Origin of the sequence: Salinibacterium sp. NG22, assembly GCF_015864925.1 — a bacterium.
GTDB lineage: Bacteria > Actinomycetota > Actinomycetes > Actinomycetales > Microbacteriaceae > Rhodoglobus.
The window spans coordinates 422970-439301 of the sequence record NZ_JADYWG010000002.1 but is presented as its reverse complement, the minus strand read 5'-3'; the positions used below and the strand labels follow the sequence as shown (position 1 = coordinate 439301).

Sequence of the window (16332 nt, the reverse complement as noted above, 5' to 3'; positions counted from 1 at the left end):
TGGCAGCAGGAAGCAGAGGGGTCTGCATCCTATCTATTCGTCTGGGGGGCGATTTTTCATGGGGAGAGTTCCGTTCTTAACGGCCTTAGTTACCGTCGTAATTGTTGGAGTAGTACCGTTCGTCGGGGGAGGCGGACCTGGTCTTACTGACAGTGCAACCGCTAGCGCCGCCGCACGGTCGCCGCTGTTTGCATCTACCGCCACAGCGCCGCTCGAAGAGTCGGTCGATGTCGTCGCGATTGCCAGTATCGAACGCGTCACCGAAGAGTCACTGGCTGCAGCAATCAAGGCTGAAGCTAAGTCGCTGACCACTGACTCCGAGCACCTCGCTCAGAAGGCCGTGCCGAAGCCGAAGCCGATCGCTGTCGCATCGACGGGGACCGCATCCGTTGAGCAGATCCGTGCAGCGTACGCTTCCGCAGGCCAGTCCTGCCCGGGCAATGTTGGTGGCGGCGTCTCTGGCGCGCCAAGCCGTAGCTCATCACAGGGTGTCGCCGGCACGACTTCGGGCGACCTTGCATCCTTCGCCTATGCCTACAATTCGATCCGCGTTGCTAACTGCTTGCAGCCCATCGCGCTGTCGAACTTCCGCTACGACTCCTGCATGGAAGAGCGCCTCTTCTGGATGGCAGAATCGCCAAGCTCGAACCCGCTCGACGGCTGGGGCCACAACGGCACCACGCGCTCCGACGGTGTTGCCGCTCGTGGTTGCGATGGAAACCTTGCTGGCGGTTCGGGAAACAGCGGCGCCACTGTCGCATCCAAGTGGTGGGAATCATATTCTCACCGCGCATCGCTTTACCGCCCCGGTGTCAGCACCGGTGGTGCCTGCATCGCCTTTGCCATGACCCATGGCGGAATCGATGAGCCCTATAGCTTTACCCGCGCTGCAGCACGATGGACGTACTGCTAGGCCCACTCGAAGCGCTGGGTTGGAACATCCGGGTACTATAACCGGGTGACTGATTCAGCCAGTAGTGAGCCAAAAGCGCCGGGAGGAATACGCGCGTTTATAACTCAGCACCCCACCGCATCCACGGTGACGGTTGCGGCGGTTGTATTCGTACTACTCGCAGTAGTAGCAGTATTCGCCGGAATTTCGGTTGGCTCCGCTAACTCGGCAGTTGATGTCACCCCAGACGAAGTCACTGCAGAGCAGCGGAGCCAACCGGATGTTACCCCCGGGGCGATAGCGGTGCGCACGTGTTCTGTTGACGCACTTGCTACGGTCGCGACCTTCCCCTCGCTTGTCGGCGTAGTGACGGATGCCGCTACGGGCGACGTGCTGTGGGGCCGTTCTGCCGACAAAGCGGCCAGCCCCGCGCACATCGTGACGGCGATGACGGCGGCTGCAGCGCTTCAGGCTCTTGGCGCTGACACCCGTATCAGTACCAAAGTTGTCGACGGTTCATCAGCTGGCGTGATCGTGCTGGTGGGTGGTGGTGACCCGACCCTCGCGACGACCAATGCGTCGTACTATCGTGACGCTCCCCAGATTTCAGATCTCGCCTCGCAGGCAATGACACGGTACGAAGAGCTTCATCCCGGTGTTCCGATCACCGAGATCGTGCTCGACTCCACGCTGTGGAACACGAGTGATGCCTGGGATTCCAATTGGCCCGAGCGTGAACGCACCGGCGGGTACCACTCGTATGTCACCGCGCTCATGGTGAATGGGGATCGCGCTGACCCCACTATTGCGATCAGCCCGCGCGGCACCGATCCCGTGCAGTCTGCTGGCCAAGCATTCGCTCAAGCCGCTGGTTTGCCCGCCGTCACGTTCTCGAACGGCGCCGCGGTCGGTTCCACCGTGCTGGCTGAAGTAAAGTCGCAGCCCATCAGTGTGCTCGTCGAGCAGATGCTGATCAGTGGCGATGACTCCTTGGCTGAGTCGCTTGCCCGCCTCGTCTCTAAGCAGCAGGGTCTCAGCGGCGCTGCAAGCACTCTGAACCAGGCCATCCAAAGCGTGCTGTCGGATGCCGGACTCGATGATGCCGGAAGCATCACCATCACTGATGGCTCCGGGTTGAGCCCCAAGAACCAAGTCCCGCCTTTGTTTGTCGCACAGTTCATGGCGGCAGGGACATCGGGCAGTGGCGCAATCGCGACAGCGCTATCGATGCTTCCGGTCGGAGGCGAAAGCGGTGACCTCTACAACCGTTTTGAGGGTGATGCCGCTGCGGCATCCGGTCACGTGGCTGCTAAGTCGGGGTGGACCAACCAAGAGCACTCCCTCGGTGGCGTGCTATTTGCCGAGGACGGCACTCAGCTGGCTTTCGCGTTCTACTCGATCGGCGAGGGCATCTCCACCGACGCACGCACCGCGCTCGACAACCTCGTTGCCGGCGTCTATACCTGCGGAAGCAATCTCTCCAACTACTAGGGCGCTCTGCGCGGCCAGGTGCGGCCTGCGCGACTTAGACTGGCAGCGTGGTTGCTGCACTCTTCATCATTGATGTCCAGAACGATTTCACCGAGGGTGGCGCATTAGGCGTCGACGGCGGTGCCGCTGTGGCGGCCGGAATCACCGACTATCTGCGGGCCAATCCTGATCGCTACGATGTCGTGATCGCCTCCCGCGATTGGCACGATGCTGACAACAGCAACGGTGGCCACTTTGCGACGGATGCCGAACCCAACTTCGTCGACACGTGGCCGGTTCACTGCGTGGCAGGCACGCCCGGTGCGGAATACCACTCCGCCCTCGATACCTCGCTCGTGAACGTGCACGTGCGCAAAGGGCAGGGAGTTCCGGCGTATTCGATCTTTGAGGGCACGACGGACGATGATGAAACGCTGCCGGCGTTGCTGCAGCGCCTTGGCGTAGACACTATTGACGTCGCCGGGCTCGCAACCGACTACTGCGTTCTTGCTTCTGCTCTGGATGCCGCGGGTAGCGGCCGCGAGGTATCGGTGCTGACCGGGCTAGTCGCTGGTGTCGCCCCCGAGTCGAGCACGGCCGCTCTGGCCACGATGGCAGAGACGGGCATCACGCTCGTCTCTCACGAAGCGTGATGCGCGAATGACGGATTCTCCCGAAGAGCTTCAGCTTCCCGGCTTCGTGGCCGAGTCTGAAGTTCTCCCGCCCAGCAAAGGTTTGGGCTGGCGGTTGCTTGCCCTGCTTGTGGGCCTGGGTCTTGTCATCGGGATCGCCGTGGCTGGTGGTGCCGCACTGTTTACTGCCATCTGGCCCACGACCGCAACGCTATGCGATGCCTCTGATGGCACCTGCAGCGATGTGTCTCTTGACCAGATCGCCGAGTTCTCCCAGATCGACCTTCCCGCAGAAGCCAAAGTCGAGAGCGTGCAATACGCCACCGTTGAAGGCTCTTACGGGTTGCTCTACGCCACTGTCGTCGTGCCGGAGGGTGCTGCCGACCCGTTGCGGTCCGGTGATTACCGGGTCGCACCGACGCTGTCGTGGGCAGCCGAAGCGGATGCGCTTGGGCTCGACAACCTCCTGCTCTACCAAGGCGTCGAGTCGGTCACTGGCCCCGGCTTCGAGGCCGCGAGCGGGCAGCGTGCCGATGGGCGAACCGTGATTCTCATTCGCGTGAGTCGGGAGCTTTAGTTTGCCCGTGATCCCCGTCACCGAGCTCAGCGATCCGCGGCTCGCTGACTACTCGCATCAGACCGATGTGGCGCTGCGCAAAGCACAGGGAACCGAACACGGTCTCTACCTTGCCGAGTCCACCCTCGTGTTGCAGCGCGCATTGCGCTCCGGCCACCGGGTGCGCTCGGTGCTCGCGCTCGGCACCTCTGTTGACGAGATCGTCGAGCTCGTGGGCGACGACGTTCCCATTTTCACTGGCGACGGCTCGCTGCTCGCCGAGCTGACCGGCTACGTGCTGCACCGCGGCGTCATCGCGTCGATGCACCGCCCGCCGCTGCCGACGCCCGAAGCTTTGCTGGCGGATGCTCGCCGCATCGTCATTCTCGAAAACGTCGTTGATCCCACCAACGTGGGCGCGATCTTCCGCTCGGTCGCGGGCATCGGGGCGGATGCCGTGCTCGTCACCGAGCAGTGCTCCGACCCGTTCTACCGCCGCGCAATCCGCGTCTCGATGGGAACCGTGCTGCAGGTGCCGTGGACTCGCATCGGCAACTGGACAGACACTCGCGCACTGCTCACGGCATCCGGCTTTCAGATTGCGGCCCTAGCCCTCGAGGACGGTGCGGTGTCGCTGCGTGACTATGCGGCGGATGCTCCCGAGAAGGTGGCGCTCGTGCTGGGCACCGAGGGCCACGGCCTCACTCGCGAGGCCATCGATGCCGCCGATACGATCGTGCAGATTCCGATGCGTCACGGCATCGACTCGCTCAACGTTGCGGCGACCGCTGCGGTCGCGATGTTCGCGCTCGCGGTCGAGTAGCCGCTGCAGTAGAGCCGCAACAGCAGCGCGGAGCAGCAGCAGCCGCGTGCCTCCACAGCTGAGCGGGCCGCGTGCTAGCGGGCGGGTGCACCACCGAAGCAGCACACCCGCGAGCCGCTAGACGAGCAACTGGTGCTTAGCGAGGTCCTTGTAGAGCGGGGTCGACTTCACGAGCTCGGAGTGCGTGCCGACGCCCACGACCTTGCCCTTGTCGAGCACGACGATCTGGTCGGAGTCGACGACGGTCGAGAGACGGTGCGCGATCACGATGAGCGTGCGGTTCTCGGCAACAGCGTCAATGGCTTCGCGGAGCATTTGCTCGTTGAGGCCGTCCAAGCTGGAGGTCGATTCGTCGAGCAGCAGAATCGGGGGAGCAGCGAGCAGCGTGCGGGCGATCGCGAGACGCTGACGCTCACCGCCAGAGAGCATCACTCCGTCTTCGCCGACAGCGGCATCCAAACCAGCAGGGTTGCGGTCGAGCACACCGGTGAGGTTCACCGCAGCGATGACGTTGACGCATTCTTCGTCGGTCGCGTTGGGCGCACCGATGAGAAGGTTTTGGCGGATGGTGCCGGCGAGCACGGGCGCATCTTGTTCGACGTAGCCAATTTGCGCGCGCAACTCTTCACGGTTGAGGGCGCGGAGGTCGTCGCCACCGAGACGCACAACACCGCCCGTTGGATCATAGAAGCGCTCGACGAGGGCGAGGATGGTGCTCTTGCCGGCGCCCGAGGGGCCGACGATAGCGGTGCGTTCGCCGCGCTTCACGGCGAAGCTGACTCCGCGTAGAACGGTGAGGTCGATCTCGTCGGCGGCAGCTTCGGTGCCGCCGTGCTTGAGTGAGGCCAGTTCCGTTTCGGCTTGCACGAGCACTGAGTCGCGGGGGTACGAGAATTCGACGTTGTCGAAAGTGATGGCGGCATCCGATTCGATGCTGGCGACAGCAACCACGTCAGCGTCGGATTCGAGCTCGCTGGGCAGCTTGATGATTTCTTGGATGCGGCCGAGCGCACCGAGAGCCTGGTTGACCGCGGTGACCGCGCCGAAGGCTTGGCCGAGCGGCATGATCATGAGGAACAGGAACAGGATGAACGCGACGAGGTCAGCGATCTCAATGGCGCCGCTGGCCACGCGGTAGCCGCCCACGCCGAGCACGACGAGGAATGAGACCTGCAGGGCAATTCCGGCAATCGGAACAACGAGTGCCGAGATTTTGGCGACGCTGATGCCCATCTTCCACGCACCGAGAGCGTCTTCGTTCACGGCCTCGATTTCACGCTCGGTGGCGTTGGATGCTCGCAGCGTGCGCACGGCGGAGATCGCGCGCTCCACGGCTGCGGCCAGGTCGCCGACCTTGCGCTGAGCGCGCTGGCTGGCGACACGGATGCGCTTCGAGAGCGTCGTGACGGTGACGACGGCGATGGCGATCACGAGCACGGTGAGGCCGAGCAGCACGGGGTCGATGATGAGCATCGCGATGAGCGCGCCGATGAAGGTGATCGAGCCACCGATGGCTTCGACGAGTCCCTGCGTCAGCACCGCGCGCAGCAGAGTCGTGTCGCTGCCGACACGCGAGACGAGGTCACCGGTGCGGCGACGGTCGAACTCCGAAATGGGGAGGTTGAGCATCCGGCTCACCAAGCGGCGACGGCTCGAGAGCACGACACCTTCGCCGGTGCGCTGGAGGAGGTAGTGCTGGTAGCCGCTGATGAGGCCCGAGATGACGACGAGGCCGATGAGTAGCCACACGAGAGTGCCGAGCGATTCGCCGGCCTCGACGATCGTGATGACCTGGCTGACGAGCAGTGGTTGGGCGAGCGAAGCGCCGGCGCCGAGGATGCTGAGGATGATCACGAAGATCAGAACTTTGCGGTGCTCCAGCAGATACGGGAACAGTTCGCTGAACTTGGCGCGGGGGCCGTCGTCGGGATTGTCGCGTGATCCAGAACGTCCGCGGCGAGGTGCAGAGGTGTGTGAAGTCGAGCTCATGAAGTTTCTCGTTGTCCCAAAAATGTAGGGCGGAGGTGCCGCGAGTGTTCAGCGACATCGGCATCAGCAATCAGCCTCTAAAACACTAAGCCTTCTGTCTGGGCGCTGCGTACAACATCCGGTGTATCTGTGCGGATGTTGCTACGCCGGTGGGTGGTGAAAAGAGGTCGCTGGCGGGAGGCACGGCTGCTCGCGCCGAGCGCGGACGTGGCTAAGGCTCTAGTGTCGCGACGATACCCAGCGCGGCGAAGACAGCGCCGACGACGGCGAGCACGAAAACGGCAAGCGCCCACAGGAACAGGGGCGCCGCACTTGTCAGTCGAATCCGATCAGTGGATGCCTGAACGAGCTTCGTATGCACGGCGCGGTATCTACGATGCCCGACCCAGAACAGCACGGCGGTCATGATGAGTCCGAGCGCTGCCACGGCGTAGCTGCCGATGCTGACGGTGTTGAGAAGGAGTCGCGCGGAGACGAGCGCGGCGATGGCAAACGACAGTACGGTGCGCTGCCAGGCGAGGGCGGTGCGTTCCGCTTGCAGGCCGGCATCGAAGGGGCGGTCGAAGGCGCGCGTCACTGGAGGAGGATACCGATCGCGAGCAGCAGTCCGGCCACGACAACGCCGCCGCCGATCGGGCCAGCAAGGTTAGGGGAGGGCAGCGGGCGTCCGAGACGCAGCGACTGCTCGGCCTTCATCCAGCCGAACCAGGCCTGCATCGGGGCAAGTACGCCCAACAGAATCAGCAGCACGGATGCCCCGAGCCGGAACCCGGGAGCGATCGGCAACACGAATGCCTCCAGCGCGACACCCGCAGCGATCAGCGCGAGGGCGGTGCGAATCCACGCCAAGAACGTGCGCTCGTTCGCCAGGCTGAAGCGGGCATCCGGCTCAGTGCCGACGCCGTAGACGCGGCGCGGAAAGCGGCGAGGAGGCGGCTGTACTGGTTCGGTCACGAGCGATCCTTCATGCGTCGATCCTAGCGTCTGGCTTCCGGGTCATCCCCGGTTGCGACGCTTTCGGAGGACATGCGGGTCAGACTTGGCCCTGTGAAGCGGTTAGTGGTCGGGAGTGGTCTTCGCGGAGTTCGAATACCACCACAGCGATCCAACCGCGATAAGCAAGACCACGGGCACAGCGGAATTAATGCTGCCCTCCGCCAACCAGCCGACCCACCCTGGTTCGATCCCTATCGACGCGCCAACCTTCGGGCCCCTCAATGGAGCAAGAACGAACGAAACAGAAAGCAGCAGTATGGTCGCGGAGCTAAACCCCACCACTAATGCCACCCGGAATCGTCTGAGCCTGTTTTTCGCCGCCACGGTCAGTAAGAACGTCACAATGGTGCTCAGCACAGCGATCACAATCATCGGCAGGAAGGGCACGGTGGCTGAGGAAACCGCCGTCACCATGTTGTTGAGATCGAGAATTGCGCCCAACTTTCGGGCTACAACCTGAGCGCTCAGCATACCGATGATGAAGACGAACACTACTCCGAGCAACATCCCGTAGATGCCCCAGGCTGCACTTCTCAGCGGGATGTTAGTGGGCCTCGGCACTGACGCTGTTGCGTCACGATGTGTGGGCTTGGGGCTCTTTGAGTGCAGCCATAGCAAGCCAACTGACAGAAGAAGTACTAGATGAACGGCGGAGCTGCTCCCTCCGCGATTCAGCCAGCCTTGCCATCCCGGCGCTACGCCAATCATGGGGGTTTCCGGCGTCATGCCGGTGGCAGCGAAGGCGAAAGACGCAATGATGAGGAGCAGCGTCGCGGCGCTAAAACCGCTCGTGAATGCCATCCGCGAGACCGCGGAACGGTTTCGCATTGCCACGGTAAGGGTAAAGACAACCGCGGCACTCAGCACCGCGAGGGCACCCATCATGAGGTACGGAACGCGTGGAGTAATGATCGAAGCAAGGGAATTGTTGAGGTCATACTGCGCGCCGGCCGCAAGTCCCGACGCTTGAATCGTGAGGAGGCCGGCGACCAATACGAACACCGCACCGGTTGCGATTCCACAAATTCCCCACGCCTCACTCTTCTTCAAAAAATCCCCTTAGTTGGATGCCGCAGAACTAGGCATCCGGGAGGTGCGCCCGGTCTGCCTCGCTCTCGAGTACTAAAGCTTTCATCAATTTCAGTGGGTAGCAAGCGTGAGGGGCGGGGGACCGACCGGCCCGGAAGCTATTCGCCGCGCAGTTGCCGCAACAGCACCGCGGTCGCGATGGCCGCGTTGGCAGCTTCTTCGCCCTTGTCCTCTTTTGAGCCCTCTAGCCCGGCACGATCAAGGCCCTGCTGTTCGTCGTCGAGCGTGAGCACACCAAAGCCCACCGGTTTGCCGGTGAGGATCGATACCTGCGTGAGGCCGCTGGTGGCGGCATCCGACACGTATTCAAAGTGGGGTGTTCCGCCACGGATGATGACGCCGAGAGCAACAACGGCATCCGCCCCAGCATCGAGGGCTGCCTTGCTCGCGACGGGCAGCTCGAAGCTGCCGGGAACCCGCACCTCAGCCACCTCAGCGTTTGCTGCGGCGAGGGCGCGGTGGGCGCCGGCGAGCAGGCCGTTAGTGATGACCTCATGCCATTGACCGGCGATGATCGTGACCTTGAGGCCGGTTGCATCGGTAACGATTTCGGGGGATCCTGCGCCACTCATCAGAGGCCTTTCGCGGTAAGTCGTGCTTCGTCGAGCACGGCGGTGGTGGGGAGTTGGTGACCCATGCGGTCACGCTTGGTTTCGAGGTAAGCCTCGTTGCCGGCGCCAACGCCAACGACGAGCGGCATCAGCTCGGTCACTTCGACGCCACGCTCTTCGAGCTGGCGCTTCTTCTCGGGGTTGTTGCTGAGCAATCGCACCGACGAGATGCCGAGGTCTTTGAGGATGCCGACAGCGGCCCCATAGTCGCGGGAATCAGCAGGCAAGCCCAGCGCGAGATTCGCGTCGAGGGTGTCGAGCCCATCTTCTTGCAGGCGGTACGCCCGCAGTTTGTTGATGAGTCCGATGCCGCGACCTTCATGGCCGCGCAAGTAAATCACGGCGCCGCCCTCACGCTGCACGGTGTCGAGTGAGGCATCAAGCTGAGGGCCGCACTCGCACTTGAGCGAACCGAACGCTTCCCCCGTGAGGCACTCCGAGTGCACGCGCACCATGGTGGGGCCGTCACCGATGCGCTCGAGGGTTCCGGGCGCGATGAACGCGACGTGATCGGCGCCCGTCGAGTTGTCGCGGTAGGCCCGCACCGTGAAGGAGCCGTGCGTGGTCGGGATCGTCGTCTCGACTTCGAACTGCACCCGACTCATCTCCGGGATCGGTTCGATCGGAGCCGGGATGGTGTCGCAGCGGTTCTCTTCGAGCCAGTGCATGAGGTCCAGAATCGTGATGACGAGCACGTCTTCGCGCGCACCGAACTCGATCAGCTCCGGTAGTCGCATCATCTCGCCGGAGTCGAGCACGATCTCCGAGATCGCCGCGACCGGGCGCAGGCCGGCAAGCTTCATCAGATCGACGGATGCTTCGGTGTGACCATCGCGCTCACGCACGCCACCATCGACAGCACGCAGCGGCATGATGTGGCCGGGGCGGTGCAGGCTCGAGGGCATCGAGAGCGGATCGGCGAGCACGCGCAGAGTGTGGGCGCGGTCAGAGGCGCTGATGCCGGTGCTGAGACGCGCAGCGGCATCCACCGACACGGTGTAGGCGGTGCCGCGGGGGTCTTCGTTCACGGCAACCATCGGCGGAAGTGCCAGGGCATCAGCGATCTCGTTCGTCATGGGAGCGCAGATGAAGCCCGAGGAGTGACGCACCATCCATGCGATCCATTCTTGACTGGCAAGCTCGGCAGAGATGATGACATCGCCTTCGTTCTCGCGGCCCTCATCGTCAGCAACAATGACGGGGCGACCAGCGCGGATCGCCTCAATGGCATCGGGGATCGTGGCGAGACTCATGACTCGGTCCTTTCGTGACGCGAAGGTGCGTCGGTGAACTCGGCCATCCGGGCCACATGGCGCGCCAGAATGTCGGTTTCGATGTTGACGGAGTCGCCCACAGCGAGCGCTCCCAACGTTGTTGCGGTGAGCGTTTCGGGGATTAACGAGACCTCAAACCAGTCGCGGCCCACAGCACTCACCGTGAGCGAAACGCCGTGCACCGCGATCGAACCCTTGCGGGCGACGAGCGGGGCCAGTTCTTCGGTGAGACTGAAGCGCAGGATGCTCCAGCTGCCCTCATCGGTGACGCTCAGTACCGAGCTCGTGCCATCGATGTGGCCCTGCACGATGTGGCCGCCAAGCCGATCGCCGACCTGCATGGCGCGCTCGATGTTGACCCGGGCGCCGGCAGCGAGCGAGCCGAGCGTGCTCATGTCGAGGGTGACGCCCATGACGTCAGCCGTGAACCAGTCCGGCCCCTGATCGACGACGGTGAGGCACACGCCGCTGACGCTGATCGAGTCACCGTGGCCGGCATCCGACACCGCCTGCGGAGCACGCACGGTGAGGCGCGCGCCATCGTCGGTCGCGGCAAATTCGACGACGTCGCCGAGCTCTTCAATGATTCCGGTAAACATGGTTACGCGTCCGTCTCTGTCGCCGGGGCGACCGTTGGCTCTGTTGCCGTGTGCTGTGCTGCCGGCGGGGCGGCTGCGTCCGTGCTCGCCGCCGGGCGGGCGACAATCAGCACGTCGTTGCCCAGCGGGCGAAGTTCAGTGATGCTGAGGTCTTTCTCCTCAGCCATGGTCGATACCCCGAGCTCGCCGAGCGCGACCTTGGGGCCGCCCAACAGTTTCGGAGCCAGGTAGATGAGCAGTTCATCCGCCAGCCCGGCAGCGATAAAGGCGCTCGCGATAGTCGGACCACCTTCAACGAAGACGCGACGGATGCCCGCCTCAAACAGTTCGCTCAGTGCCGCGTCGAGGTCGCTGCCGTCAATCTGACGCACTTTCTCGGGGTGCTGTCGCAGTTGTGCGTCCGCCGGAATCTCGCGCCGACCGAGCACCACCGGCTGCGGCTGCCACTCGAGCAGTTCGCCGGCGTCGCCCCGCGCGGTCAGGCTCGGGTCATCGGCGAGCACTGTGCCCGTGCCCACGACGATCGCATCGGCGCGCGCTCGCTGCTCGTGTACGTGCTGGCGGGCGGCGGTGCCGGTGATCCACTGGCTCGTGCCATCGGCGGCCGCGGCGCGACCGTCGAGGGTGGATGCCCACTTCACCGTGACGTGGGGACGCTGCAGTCGAGCTGCGGTCAGCCACGAGTGCAAAAACTCTTCGGCCTCGGCCTGCGCGATGCCGGCGATCACTTCGACGCCACCGTTGCGGAGTCGTTCGGCGCCGCCGCCGGAGTTCGGCCCGGGATCTGGCACTGCATAAACAACGCGGCTCACGCCAGCATCGAGCAGGGCTTGAGCGCAGGGGCCGGTGCGGCCGTGGTGGTTGCAGGGCTCGAGGGTGACGACGGCGGTGAGGCCCGCGGCAATCCCATCCGCGCCCATTCCCGTAGCGTTGCCGCCCAGTTCGCCGGTGCCAAGTTCGCCGGTACCAAGCTTGGCGAGAGCATCTACTTCAGCGTGCGGAGTGCCAGCGCCATGGTGCCAACCTTCGGCCACAATCTCGCCGGCAGCATCGACTAGCACGCAACCCACTTGAGGGTTGCCGCCGGTGATTGGCCCGTGGCTCGCCAACGACAGCGCATGGCGCATCAGCTTCTCCAGCTGCGCCTGCTGTTCTGGTGTGGTCATCCGGGCTCTCGTCTCATAGGACGCGCTCCGGGAAAATGGGTTCCAAAAACCCACTGAACTATCGAGTTCGCCCAGAATATGGGCACGCTAGATGGTTCAGCTCGTGCTTCCTCTTATCCGGACTGAGAAGTCTTGCGACTTCATTACCGTCGGTCCCGGAGTTTCACCAGGTCAACCGTTTCGAAGTTTTCACTTCGGCGCGGGTCGCGGACTATAACCGCCGGTTCGGATTCTCACCGAGCCCCGGAGCACGTTTTGCTTTGCTTAGTCTACTCAACGCGTTTCGCCGCAAACTATTCCCGCCTCAACCTCTCAGTTTGTTACGCGGTGCATTCAGGCGTGCGGGCAGACGGGTGTGGGCGTGCGCTCGTGCGCGACAGCGCTGGCGGCAGACCCATGCGCGGCAGTTGCTGCTTCAGTCGAGCAGCCCGGCCAATTCATCAAGCGAGTGGATGACGCTGACGCCGGCCGCCCGAGCTTCGTCGAGCTGGTCGATGGTTGCGCTGCGCTCGCGGTCGAGCCACACTCCGGTGAGTCCGGCATTCGCGGCTCCCAGCGCATCCGTCGCTAACCGGTCGCCGATGTATACCGCGCTGGCGGGGTCGACCCCGAAGAGTTCGCAGGTGTGATGAAAGATGCGCGGGTCGGGTTTGGTGTGCCCGAATTCGCCACTGGCGACGAGGTGCTCGATGCGGTGGGTGAGATCAACTGTCTCCACCTTCCGCGTTTGAAAGTCGAGCTCGCCGTTGGTGATGATGCCGAGGCGGGTGGCAGGGGAGCGGGCCTCGAGCGCGTCGAGACAAGCCAGGGCGTCGTCATGCAGGTGCCAGGCGTCGCGGTAGGCCTCGAAGTAGGTGTCGAACCAGAGGCTGGATTCGGCGTCAGTGAGGGTCACGCCGTAGGGCTCGACGAAGCCGCGGGCGCGAGCTTGCCGTTGCCCTTCGAAGGTCAGTTCGCCGCCGAGGTAGCGGTGGTAGTGGTGTTCTTCGAGCGCGGTCCAGCGCACACTCTCAGCCGCGTCGTCAGGCCACACGATGCTGCCGTCGCTGGTCGGCCCCGCAGCGAACGCAGCGCCGAGTGAGCGACGGTGGTTACGAATGCCGAGATCGACGGATGCCCGGTGGGCAAACAGGGTGTCGTCAAGGTCAAAGAGGGCGACGGTGATGTTCAATGCACGTCCGTTTCGAAGGCTCGAGGCCACGGCAGGGCGGCGTCTGTCGGTTCAGCTGTTTCAGCATTGTCAGCAGCGCGGTGAGCGTGCCAGCACAGCGGGTGCGTTTCGTCACGAAATTGACCCAGCGAAGGCGCGGTGCCGGTGTACTCGAAGCCGACTTTCTCAGCAACGCGCGCCGAAGCGACGTTGCCCACGATCGCTTCCCAGCGGATGTCGGTGTGCTCCGCTGAGTGAAGCCAGTTCACGGCCGCAGCCACAGCCTCGGGCATGAAGCCGCTGCCGCGGTGCGGAGCCCCTAGCCAGTAGCCGATCGCGGCGCTCTTCACGTTAAATCCGACGACGCCGAGCAGCAGCGGTTCGCCCCTGCGACGAATCGCCCACGTGAATTCAGAGCCCTCTGCCCACCACTGGCGTGCTAGTTCATTAATGAACCCGTCCGCGTGCGCACGCTCGTACGGCCATGGAATGGGAACCGCATCTTTGAGCACGCTGTCTTGACAGTACGAAGTCATCACATCGACATCCGCGTCAATGAGCGCGTCGAGAGTAAGCCGTTCGGTCGTCAGGACAACGGGCTGCATACGTTGCTCGCTAGACCGGCCACGGCTGGCCGGATTCGACCTCATAGGTGGGGTTCTCATCCGGTGCGGTGAGGGTTGCCCACCACGACGGTGGGTGTGTTCCGCCACGGTATTCGCTCGAGGCAGGTTCGATTCCGGTGTAGATGAACCCGAGGCTTTTCGCGATGGCAGCGGACGCTTTGTTGCCGACGAGGGCTTCCCAACGAACTTCGGGGCGACCGGTCGAGAAGACCCAGCGGCAGACCTCAGCGACAGCTTCTTTCATGAAGCCTTTGCCGCGGTGGGGCTCACCCATCCAGTAGCCGATGGTGTCGTTGTAGAGGCGAAAGCTGATGACGCCGAGCAGTTCAGGCTTGCCGGTTTCGCGGATCGCCCAGGTGTATTCGTCGTCGTCTTCCCACCACTGTGCCACCAGGTTGTTGATGAAGAATTCGGCATCCGACTTTGCGTACGGCCACGGGATCGTGAGCGTGTGCTCAAAGATCGGGTCTTGGCAGTAGGCGGTCATCAACTCAGCATCGTCACCGGTGAGGGCGTCGAGAGTGAGGCGTTCGCTCGTGAGGGTAAAAGTTTGCATTAGCGCACCCGCGGCAGGAAGCCGATTCGGTCGTAGACACGGTCAAGCGTCTTTTGGGCCATCTCGTTGGCACGTTCAGCGTTTTTGCTGAGCATGCGGTCAAGCTCGGCCGGGTCATTCAGCAGCTCAAGAGTGCGCTCGCGCACGGGGGCGAATTCAGCTGTCACCACCTCGGCAACCTCCTTCTTGAGATCGCCATACCCCTTGCCCTCGAACTGCGCTTCGAGGTCGGTAACGGATGTTCCACTAAACGTGGAGTGCAGCGTGAGCAGATTCGAGACGCCCGGCTTTGCCCCGCGGTCGAAACGAATCTCGCGGTCGGCATCCGTCACGGCAGATTTGATCTTCTTGGCCGTCTTGGTGGGCTCGTCGAGCAACCACAGCACGCCAGCATCCGTCGTCGCTGACTTGCTCATCTTCGACTCGGGGTTTTGCAGGTCGTAAATCTTGGCCGTGGCCTTCTGGATCTGCGGTTCGGGCATCACAAAGGTGTCGCCGAATCGCGAGTTGAAGCGGGTGGCAAGGTCGCGGGTGAGCTCAATGTGCTGACGCTGATCTTCGCCCACCGGCACAATGGCGGTGTCGTAGAGCAGGATGTCGGCGGCCATCAGCACGGGGTAGGTGAAGAGGCCAACGGAGGCGGCATCCGACCCCTGCTTGGCTGACTTGTCTTTGAACTGGGTCATGCGCGAAGCCTCACCGAAACCGGTGATGGTATTCAGCACCCAGGCAAGCTGGGCATGCGCCGGAACCTGCGACTGAACGAAGAGCACCGAGTGCTCAGGGTCGATACCGCCGGCAATGTACTGCGCAGCGGTGCGACGGGTCTGAGCGCGCAGCAGCTCGGGCTCCTGCGGAACGGTGATGGCGTGCATGTCGACTACGCAGAAGACGGCGTCGTAGTTCTGCTGCATCTCGCGCCACTGCAGGAGCGCCCCAATGTAGTTGCCTACGTGGAGCGAATCGGCAGAGGGCTGCATGCCTGAAAACAGGCGAGGTGTGGTGCTCATGGGCTAATTCTTTCAGATCGAATAGTCAACAACGACGGGAGCGTGATCGCTCCAGCGCTCATCCCAGGCGCCGGCCTTGTCGATGCGGTAATCCGCAACGGTGGCCGCAAGCGCAGGGGTGGCGACGTGGTAGTCGATACGCCAACCAGTGTCGGTGTCGAAAGCTTGACCGCGCTGCGACCACCAGGTGTACGGGCCGTCAACTTCACCGGCGAACTGGCGGCCGACATCCACCCAACCGAGGCCGGGCGCGGTCGTGCCATCAACGCATTCGATGGTCTCGCCGGACGCGCCGAAGAAGCGGTCGAAGTAGGCGCGCTCTTCGAGCAGGAAGCCGGCCTTTTTGCGGTTGCCGCGCCAGTTCTTGATGTCGAGTTCGCGGTGACCGACGTTGAGGTCGCCGACGATAAGGGCGTGGTTGCTGTGGGCGGCAAGCTCGGGTAGGCGCACGAGCATGGCCTCCAAGAACTTGTACTTCTCTACTTGCTTCGGGGTATCAACAACGCCCGAGTGAACGTAGGTGCTGACGACGGTGACGGTTGTGCCGTTGACGTCAAAGTCGGCTTCGAGCCAACGCCCGGCGCTATCGAAATCGTCGGCGCCGAGTGCAACGCGGTGAGCAAGAGGGGCGGATGCCGCCGAACCCTTGCGTGAGGCCAGCGCGACTCCCGCGCGGCCCTTTGCGGTCGCGGCGTCGTGCAGAATGTTCCAGCCATCGCCGAGTAACCCTTCGATGTCGGCGTCGGCGGCGCGAACCTCTTGCAGCGCCAGAATGTCGATCTCCCGAGCATCCAGCCAATCGCCCATGCCCTTGCGGTAAGCGGCGCGAACACCATTGACGTTGACGGATGCGATGCGAAGACGTGTTGCCATGCCTCAAGACTACCGAGCGC

General features: G+C 63.4%; 18 protein-coding genes and 1 riboswitch. Of the genes, 5 read left to right on the top strand and 13 right to left on the bottom strand.

What is annotated here, in order from left to right; all coding sequences use genetic code 11:
* The first annotated feature begins 58 nt into the window (after positions 1 to 58).
* Genes I6E81_RS11630 through I6E81_RS11610 form a run of 5 tightly spaced genes read left to right on the top strand, consistent with a single transcriptional unit; the run spans position 59 to position 4373 of the window.
* A complete protein-coding gene (locus tag I6E81_RS11630) occupies positions 59 to 913 on the top strand; it encodes a hypothetical protein (RefSeq protein WP_197107862.1) in 855 nt (284 codons plus the stop codon).
* A gap of 45 nt (positions 914 to 958) precedes the next feature.
* Complete coding sequence (locus I6E81_RS11625) at positions 959 to 2383, top strand: D-alanyl-D-alanine carboxypeptidase (protein WP_197107860.1); 1425 nt, start codon at positions 959 to 961, stop codon at positions 2381 to 2383.
* 47 nt (positions 2384 to 2430) lie between these two features.
* On the top strand, positions 2431 to 3015 hold the full coding sequence (locus I6E81_RS11620) for an isochorismatase family protein (RefSeq protein WP_197107850.1): 585 nt from the start codon (positions 2431 to 2433) through the stop codon (positions 3013 to 3015).
* A 7-nt stretch (positions 3016 to 3022) separates the two neighbouring features.
* Positions 3023 to 3571: a hypothetical protein gene (locus tag I6E81_RS11615; RefSeq protein WP_197107848.1), complete on the top strand. Its 549-nt coding sequence runs from the start codon at positions 3023 to 3025 to the stop codon at positions 3569 to 3571.
* A gap of 1 nt (position 3572) precedes the next feature.
* Positions 3573 to 4373, top strand: a complete 801-nt coding sequence (locus tag I6E81_RS11610; RefSeq protein ID WP_197107847.1) for an RNA methyltransferase — start codon at positions 3573 to 3575, stop codon at positions 4371 to 4373.
* 117 nt (positions 4374 to 4490) lie between these two features.
* On the opposite strand, the gene I6E81_RS11605 is transcribed toward I6E81_RS11610, so the two are convergent.
* From I6E81_RS11605 to I6E81_RS11545, 13 genes are all read right to left on the bottom strand, one after another.
* Positions 4491 to 6362 carry an ABC transporter ATP-binding protein gene (locus I6E81_RS11605; RefSeq protein ID WP_197107845.1) on the bottom strand — a complete coding sequence of 624 codons (1872 nt, stop codon included), beginning with the start codon at positions 6360 to 6362 and terminating at the stop codon, positions 4491 to 4493.
* A gap of 211 nt (positions 6363 to 6573) precedes the next feature.
* Positions 6574 to 6939: a DUF202 domain-containing protein gene (locus tag I6E81_RS11600; protein ID WP_197107836.1), complete on the bottom strand. Its 366-nt coding sequence runs from the start codon at positions 6937 to 6939 to the stop codon at positions 6574 to 6576.
* On the bottom strand, positions 6936 to 7316 hold the full coding sequence (locus I6E81_RS11595; RefSeq protein WP_197107834.1) for a YidH family protein: 381 nt from the start codon (positions 7314 to 7316) through the stop codon (positions 6936 to 6938). Before I6E81_RS11595 ends, I6E81_RS11600 begins: the two co-directional genes overlap by 4 nt.
* Positions 7317 to 7418: 102 nt before the next feature.
* Positions 7419 to 8408, bottom strand: coding sequence for a hypothetical protein (locus I6E81_RS11590; protein WP_197107832.1), 990 nt, complete (start codon positions 8406 to 8408; stop codon positions 7419 to 7421).
* A gap of 137 nt (positions 8409 to 8545) precedes the next feature.
* Positions 8546 to 9019, bottom strand: a complete 474-nt coding sequence (gene ribH / locus I6E81_RS11585) for a 6,7-dimethyl-8-ribityllumazine synthase (protein WP_197107830.1) — start codon at positions 9017 to 9019, stop codon at positions 8546 to 8548.
* Positions 9019 to 10311, bottom strand: a complete 1293-nt coding sequence (ribB, locus tag I6E81_RS11580) for a 3,4-dihydroxy-2-butanone-4-phosphate synthase (protein WP_197107828.1) — start codon at positions 10309 to 10311, stop codon at positions 9019 to 9021. Before ribB ends, ribH begins: the two co-directional genes overlap by 1 nt.
* The gene (locus tag I6E81_RS11575; protein WP_197107826.1) at positions 10308 to 10931 is read right to left on the bottom strand and encodes a riboflavin synthase; all 624 of its coding nucleotides are present in this window, start codon (positions 10929 to 10931) and stop codon (positions 10308 to 10310) included. Before I6E81_RS11575 ends, ribB begins: the two co-directional genes overlap by 4 nt.
* Positions 10932 to 10933: 2 nt before the next feature.
* Positions 10934 to 12097, bottom strand: a complete 1164-nt coding sequence (gene ribD / locus I6E81_RS11570) for a bifunctional diaminohydroxyphosphoribosylaminopyrimidine deaminase/5-amino-6-(5-phosphoribosylamino)uracil reductase RibD (protein ID WP_197107824.1) — start codon at positions 12095 to 12097, stop codon at positions 10934 to 10936.
* Between the two features lie 100 nt (positions 12098 to 12197).
* Positions 12198 to 12352: riboswitch (FMN riboswitch) on the bottom strand.
* A 160-nt stretch (positions 12353 to 12512) separates the two neighbouring features.
* Positions 12513 to 13268: an HAD family hydrolase gene (locus tag I6E81_RS11565; protein WP_197107822.1), complete on the bottom strand. Its 756-nt coding sequence runs from the start codon at positions 13266 to 13268 to the stop codon at positions 12513 to 12515.
* Positions 13265 to 13852: a GNAT family N-acetyltransferase gene (locus tag I6E81_RS11560; RefSeq protein WP_197107820.1), complete on the bottom strand. Its 588-nt coding sequence runs from the start codon at positions 13850 to 13852 to the stop codon at positions 13265 to 13267. The genes I6E81_RS11565 and I6E81_RS11560 overlap by 4 nt, the downstream gene beginning before the upstream one ends.
* 10 nt (positions 13853 to 13862) lie before the next feature.
* Positions 13863 to 14429: a GNAT family N-acetyltransferase gene (locus I6E81_RS11555; protein WP_197107818.1), complete on the bottom strand. Its 567-nt coding sequence runs from the start codon at positions 14427 to 14429 to the stop codon at positions 13863 to 13865.
* Positions 14429 to 15439, bottom strand: a complete 1011-nt coding sequence (trpS, locus tag I6E81_RS11550) for a tryptophan--tRNA ligase (RefSeq protein WP_197107816.1) — start codon at positions 15437 to 15439, stop codon at positions 14429 to 14431. Before trpS ends, I6E81_RS11555 begins: the two co-directional genes overlap by 1 nt.
* Positions 15440 to 15451: 12 nt before the next feature.
* Positions 15452 to 16312: an exodeoxyribonuclease III gene (locus I6E81_RS11545; protein WP_197107814.1), complete on the bottom strand. Its 861-nt coding sequence runs from the start codon at positions 16310 to 16312 to the stop codon at positions 15452 to 15454.
* Positions 16313 to 16332 lie beyond the last annotated feature (20 nt).

Coding starts and splice junctions, on each gene's coding strand:
- I6E81_RS11630 (WP_197107862.1), top strand. CDS start 59: ATGGGGAGAGTTCCGTTCTTAACGGCCTTAGTTACCGTCGTAATTGTT.
- I6E81_RS11615 (WP_197107848.1), top strand. CDS start 3,023: ATGACGGATTCTCCCGAAGAGCTTCAGCTTCCCGGCTTCGTGGCCGAG.
- I6E81_RS11605 (WP_197107845.1), bottom strand. CDS start 6,362: ATGAGCTCGACTTCACACACCTCTGCACCTCGCCGCGGACGTTCTGGA.
- ribH (WP_197107830.1), bottom strand. CDS start 9,019: ATGAGTGGCGCAGGATCCCCCGAAATCGTTACCGATGCAACCGGCCTC.
- ribB (WP_197107828.1), bottom strand. CDS start 10,311: ATGAGTCTCGCCACGATCCCCGATGCCATTGAGGCGATCCGCGCTGGT.
- I6E81_RS11575 (WP_197107826.1), bottom strand. CDS start 10,931: ATGTTTACCGGAATCATTGAAGAGCTCGGCGACGTCGTCGAATTTGCC.
- ribD (WP_197107824.1), bottom strand. CDS start 12,097: ATGACCACACCAGAACAGCAGGCGCAGCTGGAGAAGCTGATGCGCCAT.
- I6E81_RS11560 (WP_197107820.1), bottom strand. CDS start 13,852: ATGCAGCCCGTTGTCCTGACGACCGAACGGCTTACTCTCGACGCGCTC.
- I6E81_RS11555 (WP_197107818.1), bottom strand. CDS start 14,429: ATGCAAACTTTTACCCTCACGAGCGAACGCCTCACTCTCGACGCCCTC.
- trpS (WP_197107816.1), bottom strand. CDS start 15,439: ATGAGCACCACACCTCGCCTGTTTTCAGGCATGCAGCCCTCTGCCGAT.
- I6E81_RS11545 (WP_197107814.1), bottom strand. CDS start 16,312: ATGGCAACACGTCTTCGCATCGCATCCGTCAACGTCAATGGTGTTCGC.